The 15,717-nt window shown below is 65.6% G+C and carries 17 protein-coding genes; 4 read left to right on the forward strand and 13 right to left on the reverse strand.

What is annotated here, in order from left to right; all coding sequences use genetic code 11:
- Nucleotides 1–609: a phosphonate C-P lyase system protein PhnH gene (gene phnH, locus ACNJYB_RS36655; RefSeq protein WP_439371487.1), complete on the reverse strand. Its 609-nt coding sequence runs from the start codon at nt 607–609 to the stop codon at nt 1–3.
- 4 nt (nt 610–613) lie between these two features.
- Entirely contained in the window at nt 614–1,078 is a 465-nt protein-coding gene (gene phnG, locus ACNJYB_RS36660; RefSeq protein WP_439371488.1) for a phosphonate C-P lyase system protein PhnG, read from the reverse strand.
- Between the two features lie 117 nt (nt 1,079–1,195).
- Between phnG and phnF the strand changes: the two genes are divergently transcribed.
- A complete protein-coding gene (gene phnF, locus ACNJYB_RS36665) occupies nt 1,196–1,927 on the forward strand; it encodes a phosphonate metabolism transcriptional regulator PhnF (RefSeq protein ID WP_439371489.1) in 732 nt (243 codons plus the stop codon).
- A gap of 183 nt (nt 1,928–2,110) precedes the next feature.
- Here phnF and phnE (ACNJYB_RS36670) read toward each other — a convergent pair whose 3' ends face one another.
- The 4 genes from phnE (ACNJYB_RS36670) to phnC form a co-directional block, all read right to left on the reverse strand.
- The gene (gene phnE, locus ACNJYB_RS36670) at nt 2,111–2,956 is read right to left on the reverse strand and encodes a phosphonate ABC transporter, permease protein PhnE (RefSeq protein ID WP_439371490.1); all 846 of its coding nucleotides are present in this window, start codon (nt 2,954–2,956) and stop codon (nt 2,111–2,113) included.
- The gene (gene phnE, locus ACNJYB_RS36675; protein WP_439371491.1) at nt 2,953–3,837 is read right to left on the reverse strand and encodes a phosphonate ABC transporter, permease protein PhnE; all 885 of its coding nucleotides are present in this window, start codon (nt 3,835–3,837) and stop codon (nt 2,953–2,955) included. Before phnE (ACNJYB_RS36675) ends, phnE (ACNJYB_RS36670) begins: the two co-directional genes overlap by 4 nt.
- Nucleotides 3,838–3,915: 78 nt before the next feature.
- Nucleotides 3,916–4,851, reverse strand: a complete 936-nt coding sequence (gene phnD, locus ACNJYB_RS36680; protein ID WP_439371492.1) for a phosphonate ABC transporter substrate-binding protein — start codon at nt 4,849–4,851, stop codon at nt 3,916–3,918.
- 65 nt (nt 4,852–4,916) lie between these two features.
- Entirely contained in the window at nt 4,917–5,726 is an 810-nt protein-coding gene (phnC, locus tag ACNJYB_RS36685) for a phosphonate ABC transporter ATP-binding protein (protein WP_439371493.1), read from the reverse strand.
- Between the two features lie 175 nt (nt 5,727–5,901).
- Here phnC and ACNJYB_RS36690 point away from each other — a divergent pair, with 175 nt between their 5' ends.
- The 3 genes from ACNJYB_RS36690 to ACNJYB_RS36700 are packed head-to-tail and all read left to right on the forward strand — an operon-like array spanning nt 5,902 to nt 8,057.
- On the forward strand, nt 5,902–6,156 hold the full coding sequence (locus ACNJYB_RS36690; protein ID WP_439371494.1) for a hypothetical protein: 255 nt from the start codon (nt 5,902–5,904) through the stop codon (nt 6,154–6,156).
- The gene (locus ACNJYB_RS36695) at nt 6,153–7,340 is read left to right on the forward strand and encodes an alpha-D-ribose 1-methylphosphonate 5-triphosphate diphosphatase (RefSeq protein WP_439371495.1); all 1,188 of its coding nucleotides are present in this window, start codon (nt 6,153–6,155) and stop codon (nt 7,338–7,340) included. Before ACNJYB_RS36690 ends, ACNJYB_RS36695 begins: the two co-directional genes overlap by 4 nt.
- Nucleotides 7,341–7,358: 18 nt before the next feature.
- A complete protein-coding gene (locus ACNJYB_RS36700) occupies nt 7,359–8,057 on the forward strand; it encodes a DUF1045 domain-containing protein (protein WP_439371496.1) in 699 nt (232 codons plus the stop codon).
- Nucleotides 8,058–8,060: 3 nt separating this feature from the next.
- Here ACNJYB_RS36700 and ACNJYB_RS36705 read toward each other — a convergent pair whose 3' ends face one another.
- From ACNJYB_RS36705 to ACNJYB_RS36735, 7 genes are all read right to left on the reverse strand, one after another.
- Nucleotides 8,061–8,654: a hypothetical protein gene (locus tag ACNJYB_RS36705; RefSeq protein ID WP_439375736.1), complete on the reverse strand. Its 594-nt coding sequence runs from the start codon at nt 8,652–8,654 to the stop codon at nt 8,061–8,063.
- 83 nt (nt 8,655–8,737) lie between these two features.
- On the reverse strand, nt 8,738–10,138 hold the full coding sequence (locus tag ACNJYB_RS36710) for a selenium-binding protein SBP56-related protein (protein ID WP_439371497.1): 1,401 nt from the start codon (nt 10,136–10,138) through the stop codon (nt 8,738–8,740).
- Nucleotides 10,139–10,482: 344 nt separating this feature from the next.
- On the reverse strand, nt 10,483–11,421 hold the full coding sequence (locus ACNJYB_RS36715) for a dihydrodipicolinate synthase family protein (RefSeq protein ID WP_439371498.1): 939 nt from the start codon (nt 11,419–11,421) through the stop codon (nt 10,483–10,485).
- 123 nt (nt 11,422–11,544) lie between these two features.
- The gene (locus tag ACNJYB_RS36720; RefSeq protein WP_439371499.1) at nt 11,545–13,626 is read right to left on the reverse strand and encodes a methyl-accepting chemotaxis protein; all 2,082 of its coding nucleotides are present in this window, start codon (nt 13,624–13,626) and stop codon (nt 11,545–11,547) included.
- Between the two features lie 121 nt (nt 13,627–13,747).
- Nucleotides 13,748–14,518 carry an enoyl-CoA hydratase gene (locus tag ACNJYB_RS36725; protein ID WP_439371500.1) on the reverse strand — a complete coding sequence of 257 codons (771 nt, stop codon included), beginning with the start codon at nt 14,516–14,518 and terminating at the stop codon, nt 13,748–13,750.
- Between the two features lie 10 nt (nt 14,519–14,528).
- Complete coding sequence (locus ACNJYB_RS36730) at nt 14,529–14,978, reverse strand: MarR family winged helix-turn-helix transcriptional regulator (protein WP_439371501.1); 450 nt, start codon at nt 14,976–14,978, stop codon at nt 14,529–14,531.
- 49 nt (nt 14,979–15,027) lie between these two features.
- Nucleotides 15,028–15,690 (reverse strand): TetR/AcrR family transcriptional regulator, encoded by a 663-nt coding sequence (locus ACNJYB_RS36735; protein ID WP_439371502.1) that lies wholly within the window; start codon nt 15,688–15,690, stop codon nt 15,028–15,030.
- Between the last annotated feature and the right edge of the window lie 27 nt (nt 15,691–15,717).

Raw genomic sequence — 15,717 nt, forward strand, 5'->3', positions numbered from 1 at the left:
TCAGCTTCCCTTGCTCACGACGCGCGTGGTGCGGGGGATCGCGACCACGGCGTCATCGGCGACCAGCACGACGTCGATGCCGCGCGGAAACAGTGCTTCGTTCATATGCAGGCGCTCGAACAGGTCGAAAGGCTTGATCGACGCCTGCAGCGTCGCGAAGCCATCGATGCCGGGACCGCGCAGCTCGAAGTTGCAGCCGGAATTGAGGCTGTCGACCTGAATGATCACCGTGGTCGAACGATCAGGATACTCGCCGGTGCCGAGCGCGAAGCGCTCGAGCGAGGGCAGCGCACCGCCATCGCTGATGAGCGCGAATGAAGCCACCGATGAATCCTGCACGACCGGCGCGCCGGTGTGGAATTTCAGCCACTTGGTCACGTCGGAACTCTCCGCCATCCGCGCGTCGAGCCAGAGCGGCGTATCGTGGTCGAACAGCGTCAGCGCGATCGCGGCGGTACCGCGCATCATCACGCCGGGCGCGCCCGCCATCGGCACGATGCGCTGAACGGAGCCCGGCCGCGCCATCGCATCCATGACCGAACGAAAGGTCGATTGCGCCGACAAGACCTTGTCGGCGAAGCCCGGCGGCAATTCCGCAATCGTGGTCATGACCTCACCCCTCACCGCGCACCATGGTGTAGAAATCGACCTTCGTCGCGGCGGTCTCTTCCGCCGCCCGCGTCCGCCTGACCATCAGCTGCTCGCGCAACGGCGCGATAACGTCGCGCTCGACCAGCCCGCCGAAATCGCGGGACTGCACCAGCGCATCGCACAGTGCGATCAGCCGCGCCTTCTCACCGTCGCGCCCCAGCGCGTAGCCGAAGCCGACCTCGCCGCTCGCGAGCCGCACCGCCGCGCGCGACACCGTGGCTTCGCCGAGGTTGAACGGTGCGCCGTCGCCGCCGACCCGGCCGCGCAGCATCACGAGGCCGTTCTCCGGCGCACGCAGATTCTGATGAGCCGGCAGGGCGAGATCGCGCAGGCGAGCGGCGATCTCGCCCGCCTCCGCGTGCGCCAGCACGGCCATCGCGGCCTTGCGCTGGGCTTGCTGGTTATTGTGCTGGGTCACCTGATCCATCGAACTTTTGAGAACTTGCCGAATCCAAGTTGTCTATGATAATAGACAACTTCATACGGGCGCGCCATGACTGTTTCGTGACACAGATGTGATTTTCGGGCTAGGCTCACCGACGACATGAGCATGCAGGACACAGCCTCGTCGGGCGTCGCGCTGTGGCGCCTCGTTGCCGACGGCATCGAGCGCGGCATCGCCGACGGCCGCTTCGCGGCCGGCGACAAGTTGCCGGGCGAGATGGAGATCGCCGAAACCTACCGCGTGAACCGCCACACGGTACGACGCGCGCTGGCCGCGCTTGCCGAGCGTGGGCTGGTGCGTGCCGAGCGCGGCAGCGGAACCTATGTCGAGGCGCAGAAGCTCGCCTATCCGTTGCGCTCGCGAACACGCTTCTCCGAGATCGTCGGCGCCGATGGCCGCGAACCGCATGGCCGGCTGATCGAGGCGACCGATGACGTCGCGACGCGCGAGCTGGCGCGGGAGCTGGGACTGAAGACCGGCGCGCCGCTGGTGCGGATCGAGGCGATCCGGCTTGCCGACCGCACGCCGATCTGTGTCTCCACCACCTGGCTGTCGGCGGAACTGTTTCCGGGCGCAGGCGAAGTGTTCGCCGCAACGCGCTCGATGACGAAGCTGCTCGAGCATTTTGGCGTCCGCGATTATCGCCGCGGCGCAACCCGGATCACCGCCGGCATCGTCGACGCCACCGACGCCGCGCGGCTCGACCTACCGCTGGGGCGGCCGATCCTGGTCGTCGACGCCACCGACCACGATCTCGCCGGCAAGCCGCTGGTGACGAAGCATTCGCGGTTTGCCGCGGAGCGGGTGGAGTTCCTGGTGGAGAACGGGTGAGTTGCCTGTTCTCCCTCTCCCCGTTCTTACGGGCCGCGACGAGCTTCGCTCGCGCTGAGAGGGTTGGGGTGAGGGGCCGCTTCCGCAATGACGGTGAGAGACGGACTCGCTGAGGGTCCCCCTCACCCGGAATTTGCTTCGCAAATTCCGGCCTCTCCCCGCAGGCGGGGAGAGGCGAAAACCTCAGGCCACCGCCCGCCTTCCGATGATTGCAAACCGCAGCTTGCCCGAGATGAAATCGATCGCGGCGACCGCGACCAGGATCATCAGGATCAGGAACGACACTCTCTGCCATTCCAGCACGCGGATCTGCTCGGCGAGTTGGAGGCCGATGCCGCCGGCACCGACGATACCGATGATAGTGGCCGAACGCGTGTTGGATTCGATGAAATAGAGCACCTGGCCGGCGATCACGGGCAGAACCTGCGGCAGCAGGCCGAAGCGGATCTCGTGCAGCGCGCTCCCGCCGGAGGCGCGAATGCCCTCGACCTGCTTCTGGTCGGCGCCCTCGATCGCCTCCGAGAACAGTTTTCCGAATGCGCCGAAATCCGACACGGCGATGGCGAGCACGCCGGCGAACGGGCCGAGGCCGACGACGTTGATCCACACCAGCGCCCAGATCAGCGTGTCGACGCCTCGGATCGAATCCAAAAAACGGCGAACAGGAAAGCGCAGGATCTGTGAGGGTATGACGTTGCGCGCCGCCAGCAGGCTCACCGGAAGCGCGAACACCGCCGCCAGCGTGGTGCCCAGGAGCGCGATCGAGAGCGTCTCACCCAGCGCCTTCAGATAGACCGGCAGCGAGGAGCCGGGATCCGGCGGGATCATCATCAGGCTGATCCAGCCGAGCTGGCTGAGGCCGGTGAAGAAACGCGACGGCGAGAAATCGAGATCGACGAGGCCGTAAGTGAGGATCGCGAATGCCGCAACGATCATCGCAGGTGTTGCGAGCCGCGCCGATGCCGGCCTTTCGAACACGTCGGGATAACGCGCGCGAATCTCGCGCGTATCAACCTCCTGCGGCGTCACGTCCGCGCCTCCTTGCCGAACAGGCGGCCGCGCAGCCAGCCGGTGGTGATGTCGATGATGAAGACGGTGATGATGATGGTGAGCAGGATGGCACTGACGTCCGAATAGTAGAACTTGCGGATCGCGACGACGAGCTCCTGGCCGATGCCGCCGGCACCAACAAAGCCCATGACTGAGGCTTCGCGGACATTGATCTCGAAGCGCAGCAGCGCATAGCTGGCATAACCCGCGGTCACCTGCGGCAGAATCGCAAAGCGCATGCAGGAGAGCCAGCTCGCACCGGTCGAGCGGATGCCTTCGACCGGCTTCATGTCGGCATTCTCGACGATCTCCGAGAACAGTTTTCCCAGGGCGCCCGTGGAGTGGATTGCAATCGCCAGCACGCCCGCCATTGGCCCCAGGCCGAAGGCAATCACGAAGACCAGCGCGAAGACGATTCCGGGGACGGTGCGGGCAAATTCGAGCAGGCGCCGCACCGTGAAGCGGAGCCAGGACGCGGGCGAGGTGTTTTCAGCCGCGAAGAAGTTGAGGGCGAAGGCGAAGGTCGCGCCGATCAGCGTGCCGACATAGGAGATCAGCAGCGTCTCACCCAGCATCTTCAGCCATTTGCGCCAGCCCCACAGCCATTCGCCGAGATCGGTCCAGACCCGTTGGCCGCTGTCGAGCGTGAGGATGCGGTCGAAATAGCTGACGAAGTTGCCGAAATAGGTGAACAGCGTGCGCAAATTCACTTCGGCGCCGATCGCGGCGAGAACCAGCGCTGCGGCAAAGACCGCAGCGCCCAACAGCAGACGAAGCCGCCGGCGCGAGACCGCCTGGCGATAGGCGGCATTCAGCGCGGCAAGCTGCTGCTCGGGAAGGATGGAAACCGCTACGGTCATTGGGTCATTGCGCGTGGTCGTTCACAAAGAGAAAGAGCCGGGTCCATCGACCCGGCTCAAGTGGCTCGTCCCGAAAGCTCAGGACGCCTTCTTCTTACGCAGCGCATCGACGAACTTGATCAGCTCGATCGTGCCGTCCCAATCCTTGGTGGTGGCGGGATGAAAACCCTTCTTCTGGCCATCCTGGAGGCGGTCGAAGGCCGCCTTGTCCTTGGCCGGCGCGTCGAAGAACGCCTTCGCGATCGCCGCCTTGGCCTCCTCCGGGAGGTCGGAGTTGTAGGCGTAGGGGCCGTTGATGATGGGCGCCGACTTGTGGATGATGCGGAAATCGTCCTTCTTCATCGGCGAGCCGTCGGCGTTCTTCAGCATGCCCTTGGTCAGCATCTGCGCCAGCGTCGAATCGTCGTCGCTGGTCCACTGGTTGGCGGCAACATCGACCGTGCCCTGCGCCAGCGCCAGCATCGCGTTCTCATGGCTGCCGGTGAAGACGACCTTGCCGAAATAGCTGTCGGCGTCCGCGATGCCCATCTTGTCGAGCTCGAAGCGCGGCACGTTGTTGCCGGAGGTCGAGTTCGGGTCGACCAGGCCGAGGTTCTTGCCCTTGAGCTGGTCGATGCTCTTGTAGGGGCTGTTCGCCTTGACGAAAAACACCGAGTAATAGCCGGTCGAGCCGTCGGCGTTGATGTCGTTGGCGAAGGCGTCGGTCTTGACGCCGGTCAGGCGGGCGCGCGCGAACGACGCCGAGCCGTAGCTGGCGATATGAATGTTACCGGCGCGCTGGCCCTCGATGACGGCGGCGTAGTCGTTGGCGATGCGCAGCGTGACCTTCACGCCCAGCTCCTTGGAGAGATAGTTCATGAACGGCGCCCAGCGCTCGGTCACGCCCGAGGCGTTTTCCGCCGGAATGACCGCGAAGGTCAGCTCGGGATATTTTGCTTTCCAGTCCTGGGCGGAGGCAGAAGCGGTGAAGGCAAGCGCGGCGGCGCCGGCAAGGATTAATCTGCGAGTGATCATGATACCCTCTTCATCGGTTGGGGTCGGTTGACTCAAAACTGGCAACTGAACAGGTGCGACGCGGCTCAGGCCGCCGCGGCGGTTCCCAGCGCCGGCACGCCCTCGGGCGTCGGGACCGGCATGCCACCCATGACGTCGGCGGCTTCGAGATCGTAGAGCTCACGCGCGACATGATCAGTCAGCGCGGACGGCGCGCCGTGGAACACCACGCGGCCGGCGGCCATGCCGATCAGGCGGTCACAATAGGTGCGGGCGAGATCGAGCGAATGCAGGTTGCAGAGCACGGTGATGCCGAAGTGCTTGTTGATGCGCAAAAGCGCATCCATCACGATCTTGGTGTTGCGCGGATCGAGCGAGGCGATCGGCTCGTCGGCGAGGATGATGTCGGGCTGCTGCACCAGCGCGCGCGCGATGGCGACGCGCTGCTGTTGACCTCCGGAGAGCTGATCGGCGCGCTGGGCCGCCAGCGAAGCAATGTCGAATTGTTCGAGCGCCGACATCGCCAGCGCCTTGTCCTGCTCAGGCCAGATCTGCGACAGCGAGCGCCAGGCGGGCATGGTGGCGAGACGCCCCATCAGGACGTTGGTGAGGACGTCGAGCCGACCGACCAGGTTGAACTGCTGGAAGATCATCGCCGCGCGGGCGCGCCATTGCCGCAGCTCGCTGCCGCGCAGCGCGGTGACGTCGGTGCCGTCGAACAGGATGCGCCCTTGCGTCGGCGTCACCAGGCGGTTGATGGTCCGGAGCAGCGTCGACTTGCCGGCACCGGATCGTCCGATCACACCGACGAAACCGCCGGGGGAGATTTGAAACGAAGCGTCGTCCACCGCGGCTTTTGCGCCAAAGCGGCACGTCAGACCTTCAACCACCAGCATGCAGGGGCTCCAGAGTAGCTGGAAGCCACCGCTAACGCCGGCGCTTGACACTCGTGTGACACGCGCATTGCGATGCGGCGATCCTGCACACCTCATCCCCTGTCATCGCTGCGTCATGATATTGTCATCAAGTCCCTCGAAGAGGATTGCCTACCCTCGAACGTTCGGACGCAACATGGTCGGCAAGGTGCTTTCAGTCCGACCGACCATCGATGCTTCCGCCAAGTTGTACGAGACCCGGCTCGGCGCGCGGCGGTTCTCGGAAGAGATCGCCGACCGGCTCGCAAGGCTCGCCTGGTGGGACTGGGATCACGACAAGTTGCGTGAAGCCCTGCCCCATTTCCGCAAGCTCGGCATTGAAGATTTCCTCGCCGCGTATGAAGCACGAGCAAACTCCCCTCGCAGCAGCAAGAAAAGCGCAATCGCGTGACAGACATTTTCCTTGAAGGCGGCCGGGCCCTGATCGGCACCGAGATCGTCGAAGCCTCTCTGAGCGTGTCCGGAACTGATATCGCGGAGATCGACGGCTCGCGCGGCCGGACGCGGCTCGGGATCGATGCGCGCAACCTGCTGGTGCTGCCTGGCATCGTCGATCTGCACGGCGATGCCTTCGAGCGGCAGATGATGCCGCGTGCCGGGGTCGATTTCCCGATCGACGTCGCGCTCGCCGACAGCGACCGCCAGGCGATCAGCAACGGCATCACCACCGTGTTCCACGCCACGACCTGCTCGTGGGAGCCGGGCCTGCGCAGCGCCGACAACGCGCGCGGACTGATGGAGGCGATCGAGCGGCAGCGTCCGCAATTCGCGGCCGACACCCGCTTCCATCTGCGCCACGAGACCTACAATCTCGACGCGGAGGCAGAGATCAGTCAGTGGCTCATAGAGGGTCGCGTCGACCTGTTCGCCTTCAACGACCACATGGACGGCACCGTGGCCGACTTGGCCAAGCCGCGCAAGCGCAACCGCATGGTTGAGCGCACGGGGCTGTCGAGCGAGGCGTTCGACCGGCTGGTCGAGCGCGTGGTCACACGCGCCGCCGAGGTGCCGGCTTCGGTATCGAGGCTCGCCGCCGCAGCCCGGGGAGCGGAGGTGCGCATGCTCTCGCATGACGATGCGAGCCCGGCGATGCGCCGGGAGTTTCGCGAGCTGGGCGCCGACATCGCGGAATTCCCGATCAACGAAGAGACGGCGCGCGCAGCGGCAAGCCATGGCGATGCCATCGTCTACGGCGCGCCGAACGTCGTCCGCGGCGGCAGCCACACCGGCTGGACCAAGGCATCCGACATGATCGCCAAGGGGCTCTGCTCGGTGCTGGCGTCCGACTATTACTATCCCGCGCAGCTGCTCGCAGCCTTCCGCCTCGCCGCCGATCGCGTGCTGCCGCTGACGCAGGCCTGGGATCTGGTCTCGGCCGGCCCCGCACGCGCGACCGGCCTCGCCGATCGCGGCGAGATCGCGGAGGGACGCCGCGCCGATATTCTGCTCGTCGACGACAGCGTGCCGCTACGGCCGCGGATCATCGCGGTGATATCGGGTGGAAAGCTCGTGCATCTCACCGATGCGACGCGGCTGCTCAGCGCTGCGCCGCGCGAGGCTATCGTCGCGGCCTAAATTGGTTATGCTGAGGTGATGACAGGTTTTCCCCGCTACGCGATCTATTTTGCCGCAGGCGCCGACAGCGCCCTCTCCCGGTTCGGCGCCGAATTGCTCGGCTACGACGCCCACACCGGTGACGAGCTGCCGTTTCCGCAGCAAGCACTGCATGTCGTACCGGACTGGCGGGACGTCAGCGCCGATCCCCGCAAATACGGCTTTCACGCCACGCTGAAGGCGCCGATGGCGCTGGCGTCGGGCAAGACCGAGGCCGGGCTGATGGCCGCCTGCGCCGCCTTCGCGGGCAAGGCGCGGCCCGTTCCGGTGATCCGCCCCGTCGTCGATGCCATCAGCGGGTTCATCGCCGTGATTCCGACCGAGCCGGTCGAAGCGCTCCAAGAGCTCGCCGCCGATTGCGTCCGCAATTTCGACGCCTACCGTGCGCCGCTGACGGCGGAAGAACGCGCGCGGCGCAAGCCCGAAAAGCTCAGCGAGCGGCAGCGCGAATATCTCGCTCGCTGGGGCTATCCTTACGTGATGGAAGAATTCCGCTTCCACATGACGCTGACGGGGCGGCTGGATGCGGAGCGGCGCGGGCCGATCCTGGCGATGCTGCGGGACCGGTTTGCGGCGCTGAGGCTCGATGCGCTTGAGATCAATCGCATCACGCTGTTCAGGCAGGATGGCGCCAAGGCGCGCTTTCGCATCGTCGGCGAGTGGGCTCTGGCGCGGTAGACATCAGCGCCAGCTCGCAAGATTGAACAGGAGCGCCACGGCGCCGACCAGAACCAGGCTGGCCGCCCAGACTGCATCCAGGTTGAACCAGCTCCGCGAGACGAACTTCAATCCCAGATAGCGGTAGACCAGCCACGCCAGACATCCGCCGGCACCGACCATGGCGGTCACGTGCACCAGGGACACCAGCACCGCCATCCCGAGATTTGCCTTCATCAGCGTGCCCGCGGCCTCATGGCCCGCATCGAGATCGAAAGCCTGGCAGAGCCCGAGATAGATCGGCACGAGCATCAGGGCGGCGCCGTGAGCAATGGCGACGGCAAACGACCAGAGCGCCAATTGCGTTGGCGGAATTCGTGCCAGCGCGCGCGGATGACGCCGGTCGATCAGCCGATAGACGCCGAAGCCGATGACGAGAAGGCTCGCACAGAGCTGGATCGGACGCTGCCACGCGGCCAGCACGAGCAGGAACGCGAATGGCAGCAGCACGAGAAGTGTGGCCAAGAGATGCCCGGCCCCCAGGGCCCACAACGCGCGGAAGAGCGCGCGAGGGCTCTTGTCCAGGAGTCCAGCCGAAACCGCGAGCGGCCATCCCATTCCCGGATTGACCCCGTGGTAGAGACCGCTCGCAACGAGCGCGAGCCACAGCCAGCCAAGCGCCGGGCTCGCATGCGTCCCATCTAGACCGACGGGTAGCAAAAGGAGTCGGTCGAACAATCGCCGCCCTCGAGCCTGATCTGGTGCGCACGATATCCGTCGGGGAAGCTCACGAAATAGTCCCTGTCGAGCTCGAGGCCGCCGTTGCGACCGACATTGGCCATGACCTCCACGCCCGGAACCCCGTCGGGATAGAACTGATCGTCCCAGGTGGAATAGAGCGAATTGGTCCAGTACACGCGCCGGCCGTCGCGGCTGATCTCGACCATCTGCGGCCCCGCTGCAAAGGCCTTGCCGTTCGGATGGGGCGTGCGGCGTGCGATGCCGCCAATGTGGACGGAGCCCGCAAGCTTCGGCTTTCTGGGATCGCTGACGTCGTACTGGCGCATCTCACCCGTGCCCCAACACGAGACATAGAGAAACCGGTCATCCATCGACAGGTCGATGTCCGTCACGAGCGGCGGCACGGCGCCAAATCCCTGCAGCAGCGGCGGCAGCTTCTCCTTGGGCGCGGGTTCGGGAGGGATCGTCGCCGTCTTCTCGGCATGGAATTTTCCACCCTCGCGCCACCAGGTCCAGATCGATGCTTCGAGGTTGGTGGTGTCGACCACGACGCCGACGAAGCCGTATTCGCGAACCGGATCGTGCGCGGGCCGCACCTCCAGCGCCATCTGATGGTTGGCGCCGAGGTCGATGGTCTGGACGTTGCGACGGGCGCGAAGGTCCCAGAAGTGGAGACGATGGCCGTATTTATTCGCAAGCAGATCTTCCGGGACGATCCCGTTCTCGAACTGCGGTGGCAACGCCCATTCGCTCGTCACCATGTAGTCGCGCGGCAGATTCCACCAGAAATCATAATGCAGTGTCTGCGGACCTCGGTCGATCTCCCATCGTCCAAGCACCTCGAACGTCTCGCAATCCATGATGAAGACGCCTGGAGGTCCGTTGGTGCCATCCTTGCCGCCGCCGCCCAGCGTGCTCACATAAATGCCGTCCGGCCCGCAATGGATGGTGTGTGGCCGCGAGTAACCGGTCTTCTTGAAGACCTCCTCCGGTTCGATGATCTTGTGGATCTTGGCCTTGGTCGGATCGGGCTTGGTATCGATGATGTAGATCCGCGACGAGCGCAGCCCGGGGATGATGAGATAGCGCCGCTCGATGAAGGCGTGTCCGGCGAGCGGCGACAGGGCGGAAGAGCAGGCATTCCAGCCGAAATGATGAAACTCATCGCCCCTGTTGGGCATCGTCACGGTGTGAACGATCTGGCTATAGCTCGGCGATCCCGGCTTGACGTCGATGACCGCGAGAGCATCCGGCTTCGAGAAATCCGGACTGAGCAGCAAGGTGTAGGCAAAGTTCTCCGCAGGCGCTTCCATCGCAAGCTTGGGCGATGCGTGAAAGGTGGGATCCGGCCTCATCGTCATGGCACTGCCTCCCTGTTCTGTCGGTTCGCTCCAACCCGGCTCGGGATAACGGCATAATGAAGAGGTGTTTACGCGATGTCTTGGGATGCTCCGCAGAGCCGGTTGGCGAACCTAGAATATGTCATCGCCGGCCCGGGGGAAACCGGCCGAACCGCGCTAATTCGACGCCTTCGGCCGAGAATGGGGCAGTTGCCTGCTCGCTTGCCCGGGACGACGTTGTGGGGGGAAATTGGCTCAACTGGTTCCGTGATTGCGAGCGAAGCGAAGCAATCCAGGCCTTCTCCGCAGATTCGGTCTGGATTTTGCTTCGTCGCAAGGGCTCCTCGCAATGACGGCAGAGGGGCTTACTTGCCCCACCGCAGCGCCAGTGCATCGCGCTCCTTGGCGAGCTCCAGCAGTCCCGCGCGCGTCGCCGGATGCAATGGCTGCAAGGGATGCCGCACGGCCTCGGACTTGATCACGCCGCCGGCCTGCATCATCACCTTGCAGGCGATCAGGCCGCATTGGCGATTCTCGTAGTTGATCAGCGGCAGCCAGCGCTCGTAGGCGGCTTTCGCCTTTTCGCGGTCGCCGGCGAAATAGGGATCGATGATTTGGCGGATGCCGTCCGGATAGCCGCCGCCGGTCATCGCGCCGGTGGCGCCGGCGTCGAGATCGGCGAGTAGCGTGATCGCCTCCTCGCCGTCCCAAGGGCCCTCGATGTCCTTGCCGCCGGCCTCGATCAGGTTGCGGAGCTTTGCGGCCGCGCCCGGAACCTCGATCTTGAAATAGCGGATGTTGGAGAATTCGCACGACAGCCGGGCCAGCAGCTCGACCGACAGCGGCGTGCCGGCGACCGGCGCGTCCTGGATCATGATGGGAATGTTGATCGCGCCCGAGAGCACCTTGAAGAACTCGACGATGCCCTTCTCGGGGACGCGGAAGGTCGCGCCATGATAGGGCGGCATCACCATCACCATGGCGGCGCCAGCGGCTTCGGCCTGCTTGCTGCGCGCGGCGCAGACGGCCGAGCTGAAATGGGTCGTGGTCACGATCACGGGAACCCGGCCCGCGACATGCTCCAGCACCGTATGCATCACGGTTTCGCGCTCGGCATCGGTGAGCACGAACTGCTCGGAGAAGTTGGCGAGGATGCAGATTCCATGCGAGCCGGCGTCGATCATGAAGTCGATGCAGCGACGCTGGCCTTGGAGGTCGAGCTCGCCGCGCTCGTCGAAGATGGTGGGCGCGACCGGGAACACGCCGCGATAGGGGCGCTGGGCCTTGTGTGAGGTGACCGGCATCGAACTCTCCATCCTCAGGTGTCTTGCGTCTGTCCTCGCGAAAGCGGCGCGGCGGCACAGATGTAGCCGCCGCGCGGACCGGCGGCAATGCCCGCGCGACGCTGGGATGGAGGACGAGCGAAGTTACGCGGTCTTCACCGTGCCAAGGAAGCCCTCGACCGCGACGCGGAGCCGATCGGCGTCGGCCGACATCTTCTTCACGGATGCCGAGAGCACCGTGCCGGCATTGCCGGTCTCCTGGTTGAGCCTGGCGACGCTGCCGATGGTATCGGTGACCTCGCGGGTGCCTTGCGCGGCCTGCTGGAAATTGCGCGAGATCTCGGTGGTGGCGGCGCGCTGCTGCTCGACGGCGGCGGCGATCGCCGTCATCTTCTCGTCGATGCCGCTGATGGCGCCGCCGATGGAGCGGATAGCGGTCACCGCCTGGCCGGTCGCGCCCTGGATCTCCTCGACCTGGCGGGAGATCTCTTCGGTCGCCGTTGCGGTCTGCGCCGCGAGGCTCTTGACCTCGCCGGCGACCACGGCGAAGCCGCGGCCGGCCTCGCCCGCGCGCGCGGCCTCGATGGTGGCATTCAGCGCCAGCAGGTTGGTCTGGCCGGCGATGGCGTGGATCATCTTCACGACTTCGCTGATGCGGCTCGCGGTCTGGTCGAGGATCTCGACCGTCGCGTTGGTCTGCTCGGCCTGCGCCACGGCCTCGCGGGCTTCGCGGGCGCTCGACTGCACCTGCGCGGAGATCTCGCCGACGGAGGCGGAGAGCTCCTCGGTCGCGGCCGCGATGGTCTCCAGATTGTTGGTGGCCTGCTCGGCGGCGGAGGACACCGCCGCGGTCTGGCTGCTCGATTCCGCAACGAGCGAGCGCACGCCGGTTGCGGTCGCATCGAGCTCCTTCGTCGACGCCACAACGCTGTGAATGACGGCCTGCACGGTATCGTCGAAGCTGCGGCACGCCGCATCCACCGTGCCGGAGCGGGCAAGCTGCAGTGCCTGCTGCGATTCGCGCTCCTGGCCAAGACGCTCCGCGGTCGCCGCGCTTTCGCGCAGGCTTTCGAGCGCCGCCGCCATGGTGCCGAACTCGTCGGGATATTTGGACTGCGGAACCGGTGTCGCATAATCGCGCGCGCCGATCCGCGCGATGGCGTCAAGAATGGCGCGCACCGGGCGCATCAGGCGGCTGCGCACCACATAGACGCCGGCCAGGGTCACGGCGAGCGCCAGCAGGAACGCGAGCGATTGCACCACGAGATTGGTGAGGGCCTTGGCCTGGATCGTCTCCGCGCGCGCGATCGACTGGTCAAGGGCCTTGTTAGCGATGGCGACGATGGGCGCGAACGGGGACTGGCACAGCGCATTCCATTCCGAGGCAGACATCGCGGGCTTGCCGCTGCCATCGAAATTCTTCGTGAGGTCCCCGATCTGCTTGAGCACGCCATCGGTCTTGGCCTTCGCGTCCGACGCGGCCGTCACCAATTCAGCCGTCACATCGGGCGCGGCCAGTAGCTCCGCCATGCCTGCCCAGCCGGATGTGATGGTGCCATCCCACTGCGCCAACGACCTCTTCTGGGCGTCGTCGAGCGGCTTGCTGCTGTTGACGTTGGAGCGAACCGAGGAGCAATGGATGCCATAGCGGTCGCGCACCTGCCAGGCGAAGCGGCGGACCTGGATCATGCGCGCGATGTAGGGATCGTTCATCCAGGCGCGGTTCGACACCGCCGCGGAGGCGAGGTTCGCGGTGTCGATGACCTTGGTGACGGCATCGTACCAGGAATTGGTGCGCTCGATCTTGCGCTCGGCGCGCGGACGCTTGGCTTCGTCGTAGAACAGCTGGAACTGCGGCGCGGCGTCGTTCCAGCGCTGCTTCAGCGTGCTGGCGAGCTCATCGCGGCGCGCGAAATCGACGGTCGCGAGCGCGGCGCTGATGCCGTCATAGCCGGCCTCCTCGGCCTTTTCGGCTTCGACGAGTTTTGCCTTGGGATCGTCCTCGCCAAGGATGGCACTCTGGGCGTCGCCGCGATTCTGGCGAAGCGCGAGGACGCCATGGAAGATCGCCTTGTCCGCGGCAGCGAGGCGGGCCGTCTCCAGGCTCTCGCTATAGCGGCCGAAGGCGCCGACCATCTGGATCGCGGTGCAGGTCAGCGCACCGCTAGCCAAGATGGCCATCAGCACCAGCAGGAGCGTGCTTACCGATTTCTTAAGAAGTGCCATGAGCGAGGCGGGCCTATTCGTCGATAGAGGCCACCTTGCATCGCGACATGCCAATGTTTCGTTAAGGTTATCGTCAAACACCCGCTTTCCGACCTGCCGCGCCTCCGCCCGCCAGGTTCCATTACGCGACCTTCGTGAAATCCGGCGGGCGGCGCTCGGCGAAGGCCGTGAAAGCCTCGCGTGCCTCGGCCGTGCGCAGGCGCTGCGCAAACTGCTCGCCCTCGGCCTGCATCTGTGCGACCAGTGCTTCGCCGTTCCGCATCAGCTTCTTGGTGGCGGTGAGCGCGCCGGCCGGCTGGCGGGCGAGCCGCTGCGCCAGCGCGAGCGCCTCTGCATCGAGCCTGTCGAGCGGAACCACGCGGTTGGCGAGACCCCATTCCAGCGCGGCCCTGGCCGGCACGGTCTCGCCGAGCGCGAACATCTCATAGGCGCGCGCATGGCCGATGCGCGCCGGCATCAAGAGGCTGGATGCCGCTTCCGGCACGAGGGCGAGGCTGACGAAGGGCGTCGACAATTGCGCGTTGTCGGCGAGCACAACGAGGTCGCAATGCAGCAGCATCGTGGTGCCGACGCCGACGGCGCGGCCCTGCACCGCCGCGACCAGCGGACGGGTGCAGCGCGCCAGCGACTGGATGAAGCGGACGACGTTGCGGCTTCCTTCCGACTTGCCGGATGCGACGGCCGCGAACTCGCCGACATCGTTGCCGGCAGTGAACATGTCGCCCTCGCCGCGGATCAGGATCACGCGGGCGGACGGATCGAACTCGGCCGCTTCGATGGTGTCGGCGAGCTTGCCATACATCGCATCGGTCAGCGCGTTCTTCTTGTCGGGACGCGCCAGCGTCAGGGTGAGAATTCCGCCGTTGTTCTCAACTCGCACATGCTCGGTCATTGCTCTCTCCTTATTCCTCTGGGTCTCTTGGAAACTTGTCCTGAATGCTCGTCAGCCAGCGCGCGACGATGTCGATCTCCGCGGCTGTAAATCCATCCGTCAGCGCCGCGTTGATCCTGGCCGCGTCGGTCTTCGCCTGCGCCAGCACGGCACGTCCCTTCGGCGTCAGCCACACGCGGAAGGCGCGCCCATCCTCGCGATCGGGCCGGCGCTCGACCAGCCTCGCCGCAGCGCTGCGATCGACAAGCCCGGAGATGCCGGCCGGTCCCATGTCGAGCGCCGCGCCCGCTTCGCCCATCAGCACGCCGTCCTGCTTGCCGAGGATGAACAGCAGCCCGGCCTGCGCCGGCGTGACCTCATTTTGCGGTTGCGCCGCCATCCAGCGCTGCAAACGCCGCTGTGCGACGTTGAGCAGATAGATCAGCCGGTGATGCCTTGCCTCGGGCGATTTATTTCGCATGCGAAATATATATAGCCGAGCGCCGGCCGGTTGTCAAAACCTGCCGGAGCTAACTGCCCGACGGCCCGCGACAGCCGTCGAGCAGAATTGCGGCGCATGCCTTCGCCCGCCTCTCGATCTCCTTCCGCGAGGGCAGTGTCAGCCCGGCGTAGATCGCCGCGCGCTGCGGCGCCGAGACCATCATGCCGATCATCATTCCGGCGGCTTCATCGACGTCATCAAGTGCGATGCGCTTCCTCTTGACTTGATCGCGGAGCCAGCCCGCGAGCGCCGCCGCGGTACGGGAGATGCCATCCCTGTAGAAGTTCGCGGCAAGCTCTGGAAACGTGGCTGACTGTTGCAGCACCATACGCTGCAGCGCCACGACCTCTGGATCGAGCGCGAGATCGGCACAGGCGACAAGCACGGCAGCCAGGCTGGTTTCGATGTTGGCCTGATTGTTGGCCTGAAGATTGACGTCGGAGAGCAACCGGTCGAGCCGGTCCGCGCACATCGCCTCGAACAGCGCCGCCTTGCCCGGAAAAAGCCGATAGAGAGTCTTGGTGGAGATGCCGGCGCCGCGCGCCAGCTCGTCGGTGCTGGTTGCTGCGTAGCCGTCGACGGCGAAGGCGTGCCGTGCCGCCTCGATGACGATGCGCCTCGTCTCGTCGTCGCTGCGTACCGGCGGCCGCCCGCGGGGGCGGCCTTCTGAGGACGGTTTTGCCTGAGCCATGTTTTTAGATGATGCCTGTCATTCCAT

Source organism: Bradyrhizobium sp. SMVTL-02 (genome assembly GCF_051853005.1).
In the GTDB taxonomy this organism is placed as follows: Bacteria; Pseudomonadota; Alphaproteobacteria; order Rhizobiales; family Xanthobacteraceae; genus Bradyrhizobium.

Bases quoted from the DNA above. Each gene is read 5' to 3' on its own strand.
- ACNJYB_RS36710 (WP_439371497.1), bottom strand. From the start codon at position 10,138: ATGACGATGAGGCCGGATCCCACCTTTCACGCATCGCCCAAGCTTGCG.
- phnF (WP_439371489.1), top strand. From the start codon at position 1,196: ATGAGCATGCAGGACACAGCCTCGTCGGGCGTCGCGCTGTGGCGCCTC.
- ACNJYB_RS36690 (WP_439371494.1), top strand. From the start codon at position 5,902: ATGGTCGGCAAGGTGCTTTCAGTCCGACCGACCATCGATGCTTCCGCC.
- phnD (WP_439371492.1), bottom strand. From the start codon at position 4,851: ATGATCACTCGCAGATTAATCCTTGCCGGCGCCGCCGCGCTTGCCTTC.
- phnC (WP_439371493.1), bottom strand. From the start codon at position 5,726: ATGCTGGTGGTTGAAGGTCTGACGTGCCGCTTTGGCGCAAAAGCCGCG.
- ACNJYB_RS36735 (WP_439371502.1), bottom strand. From the start codon at position 15,690: ATGGCTCAGGCAAAACCGTCCTCAGAAGGCCGCCCCCGCGGGCGGCCG.
- ACNJYB_RS36720 (WP_439371499.1), bottom strand. From the start codon at position 13,626: ATGGCACTTCTTAAGAAATCGGTAAGCACGCTCCTGCTGGTGCTGATG.
- ACNJYB_RS36700 (WP_439371496.1), top strand. From the start codon at position 7,359: ATGACAGGTTTTCCCCGCTACGCGATCTATTTTGCCGCAGGCGCCGAC.
- ACNJYB_RS36715 (WP_439371498.1), bottom strand. From the start codon at position 11,421: ATGCCGGTCACCTCACACAAGGCCCAGCGCCCCTATCGCGGCGTGTTC.
- ACNJYB_RS36705 (WP_439375736.1), bottom strand. From the start codon at position 8,654: ATGGGATGGCCGCTCGCGGTTTCGGCTGGACTCCTGGACAAGAGCCCT.
- phnH (WP_439371487.1), bottom strand. From the start codon at position 609: ATGACCACGATTGCGGAATTGCCGCCGGGCTTCGCCGACAAGGTCTTG.
- ACNJYB_RS36725 (WP_439371500.1), bottom strand. From the start codon at position 14,518: ATGACCGAGCATGTGCGAGTTGAGAACAACGGCGGAATTCTCACCCTG.
- phnG (WP_439371488.1), bottom strand. From the start codon at position 1,078: ATGGATCAGGTGACCCAGCACAATAACCAGCAAGCCCAGCGCAAGGCC.
- ACNJYB_RS36730 (WP_439371501.1), bottom strand. From the start codon at position 14,978: ATGCGAAATAAATCGCCCGAGGCAAGGCATCACCGGCTGATCTATCTG.
- phnE (WP_439371491.1), bottom strand. From the start codon at position 3,837: ATGACCGTAGCGGTTTCCATCCTTCCCGAGCAGCAGCTTGCCGCGCTG.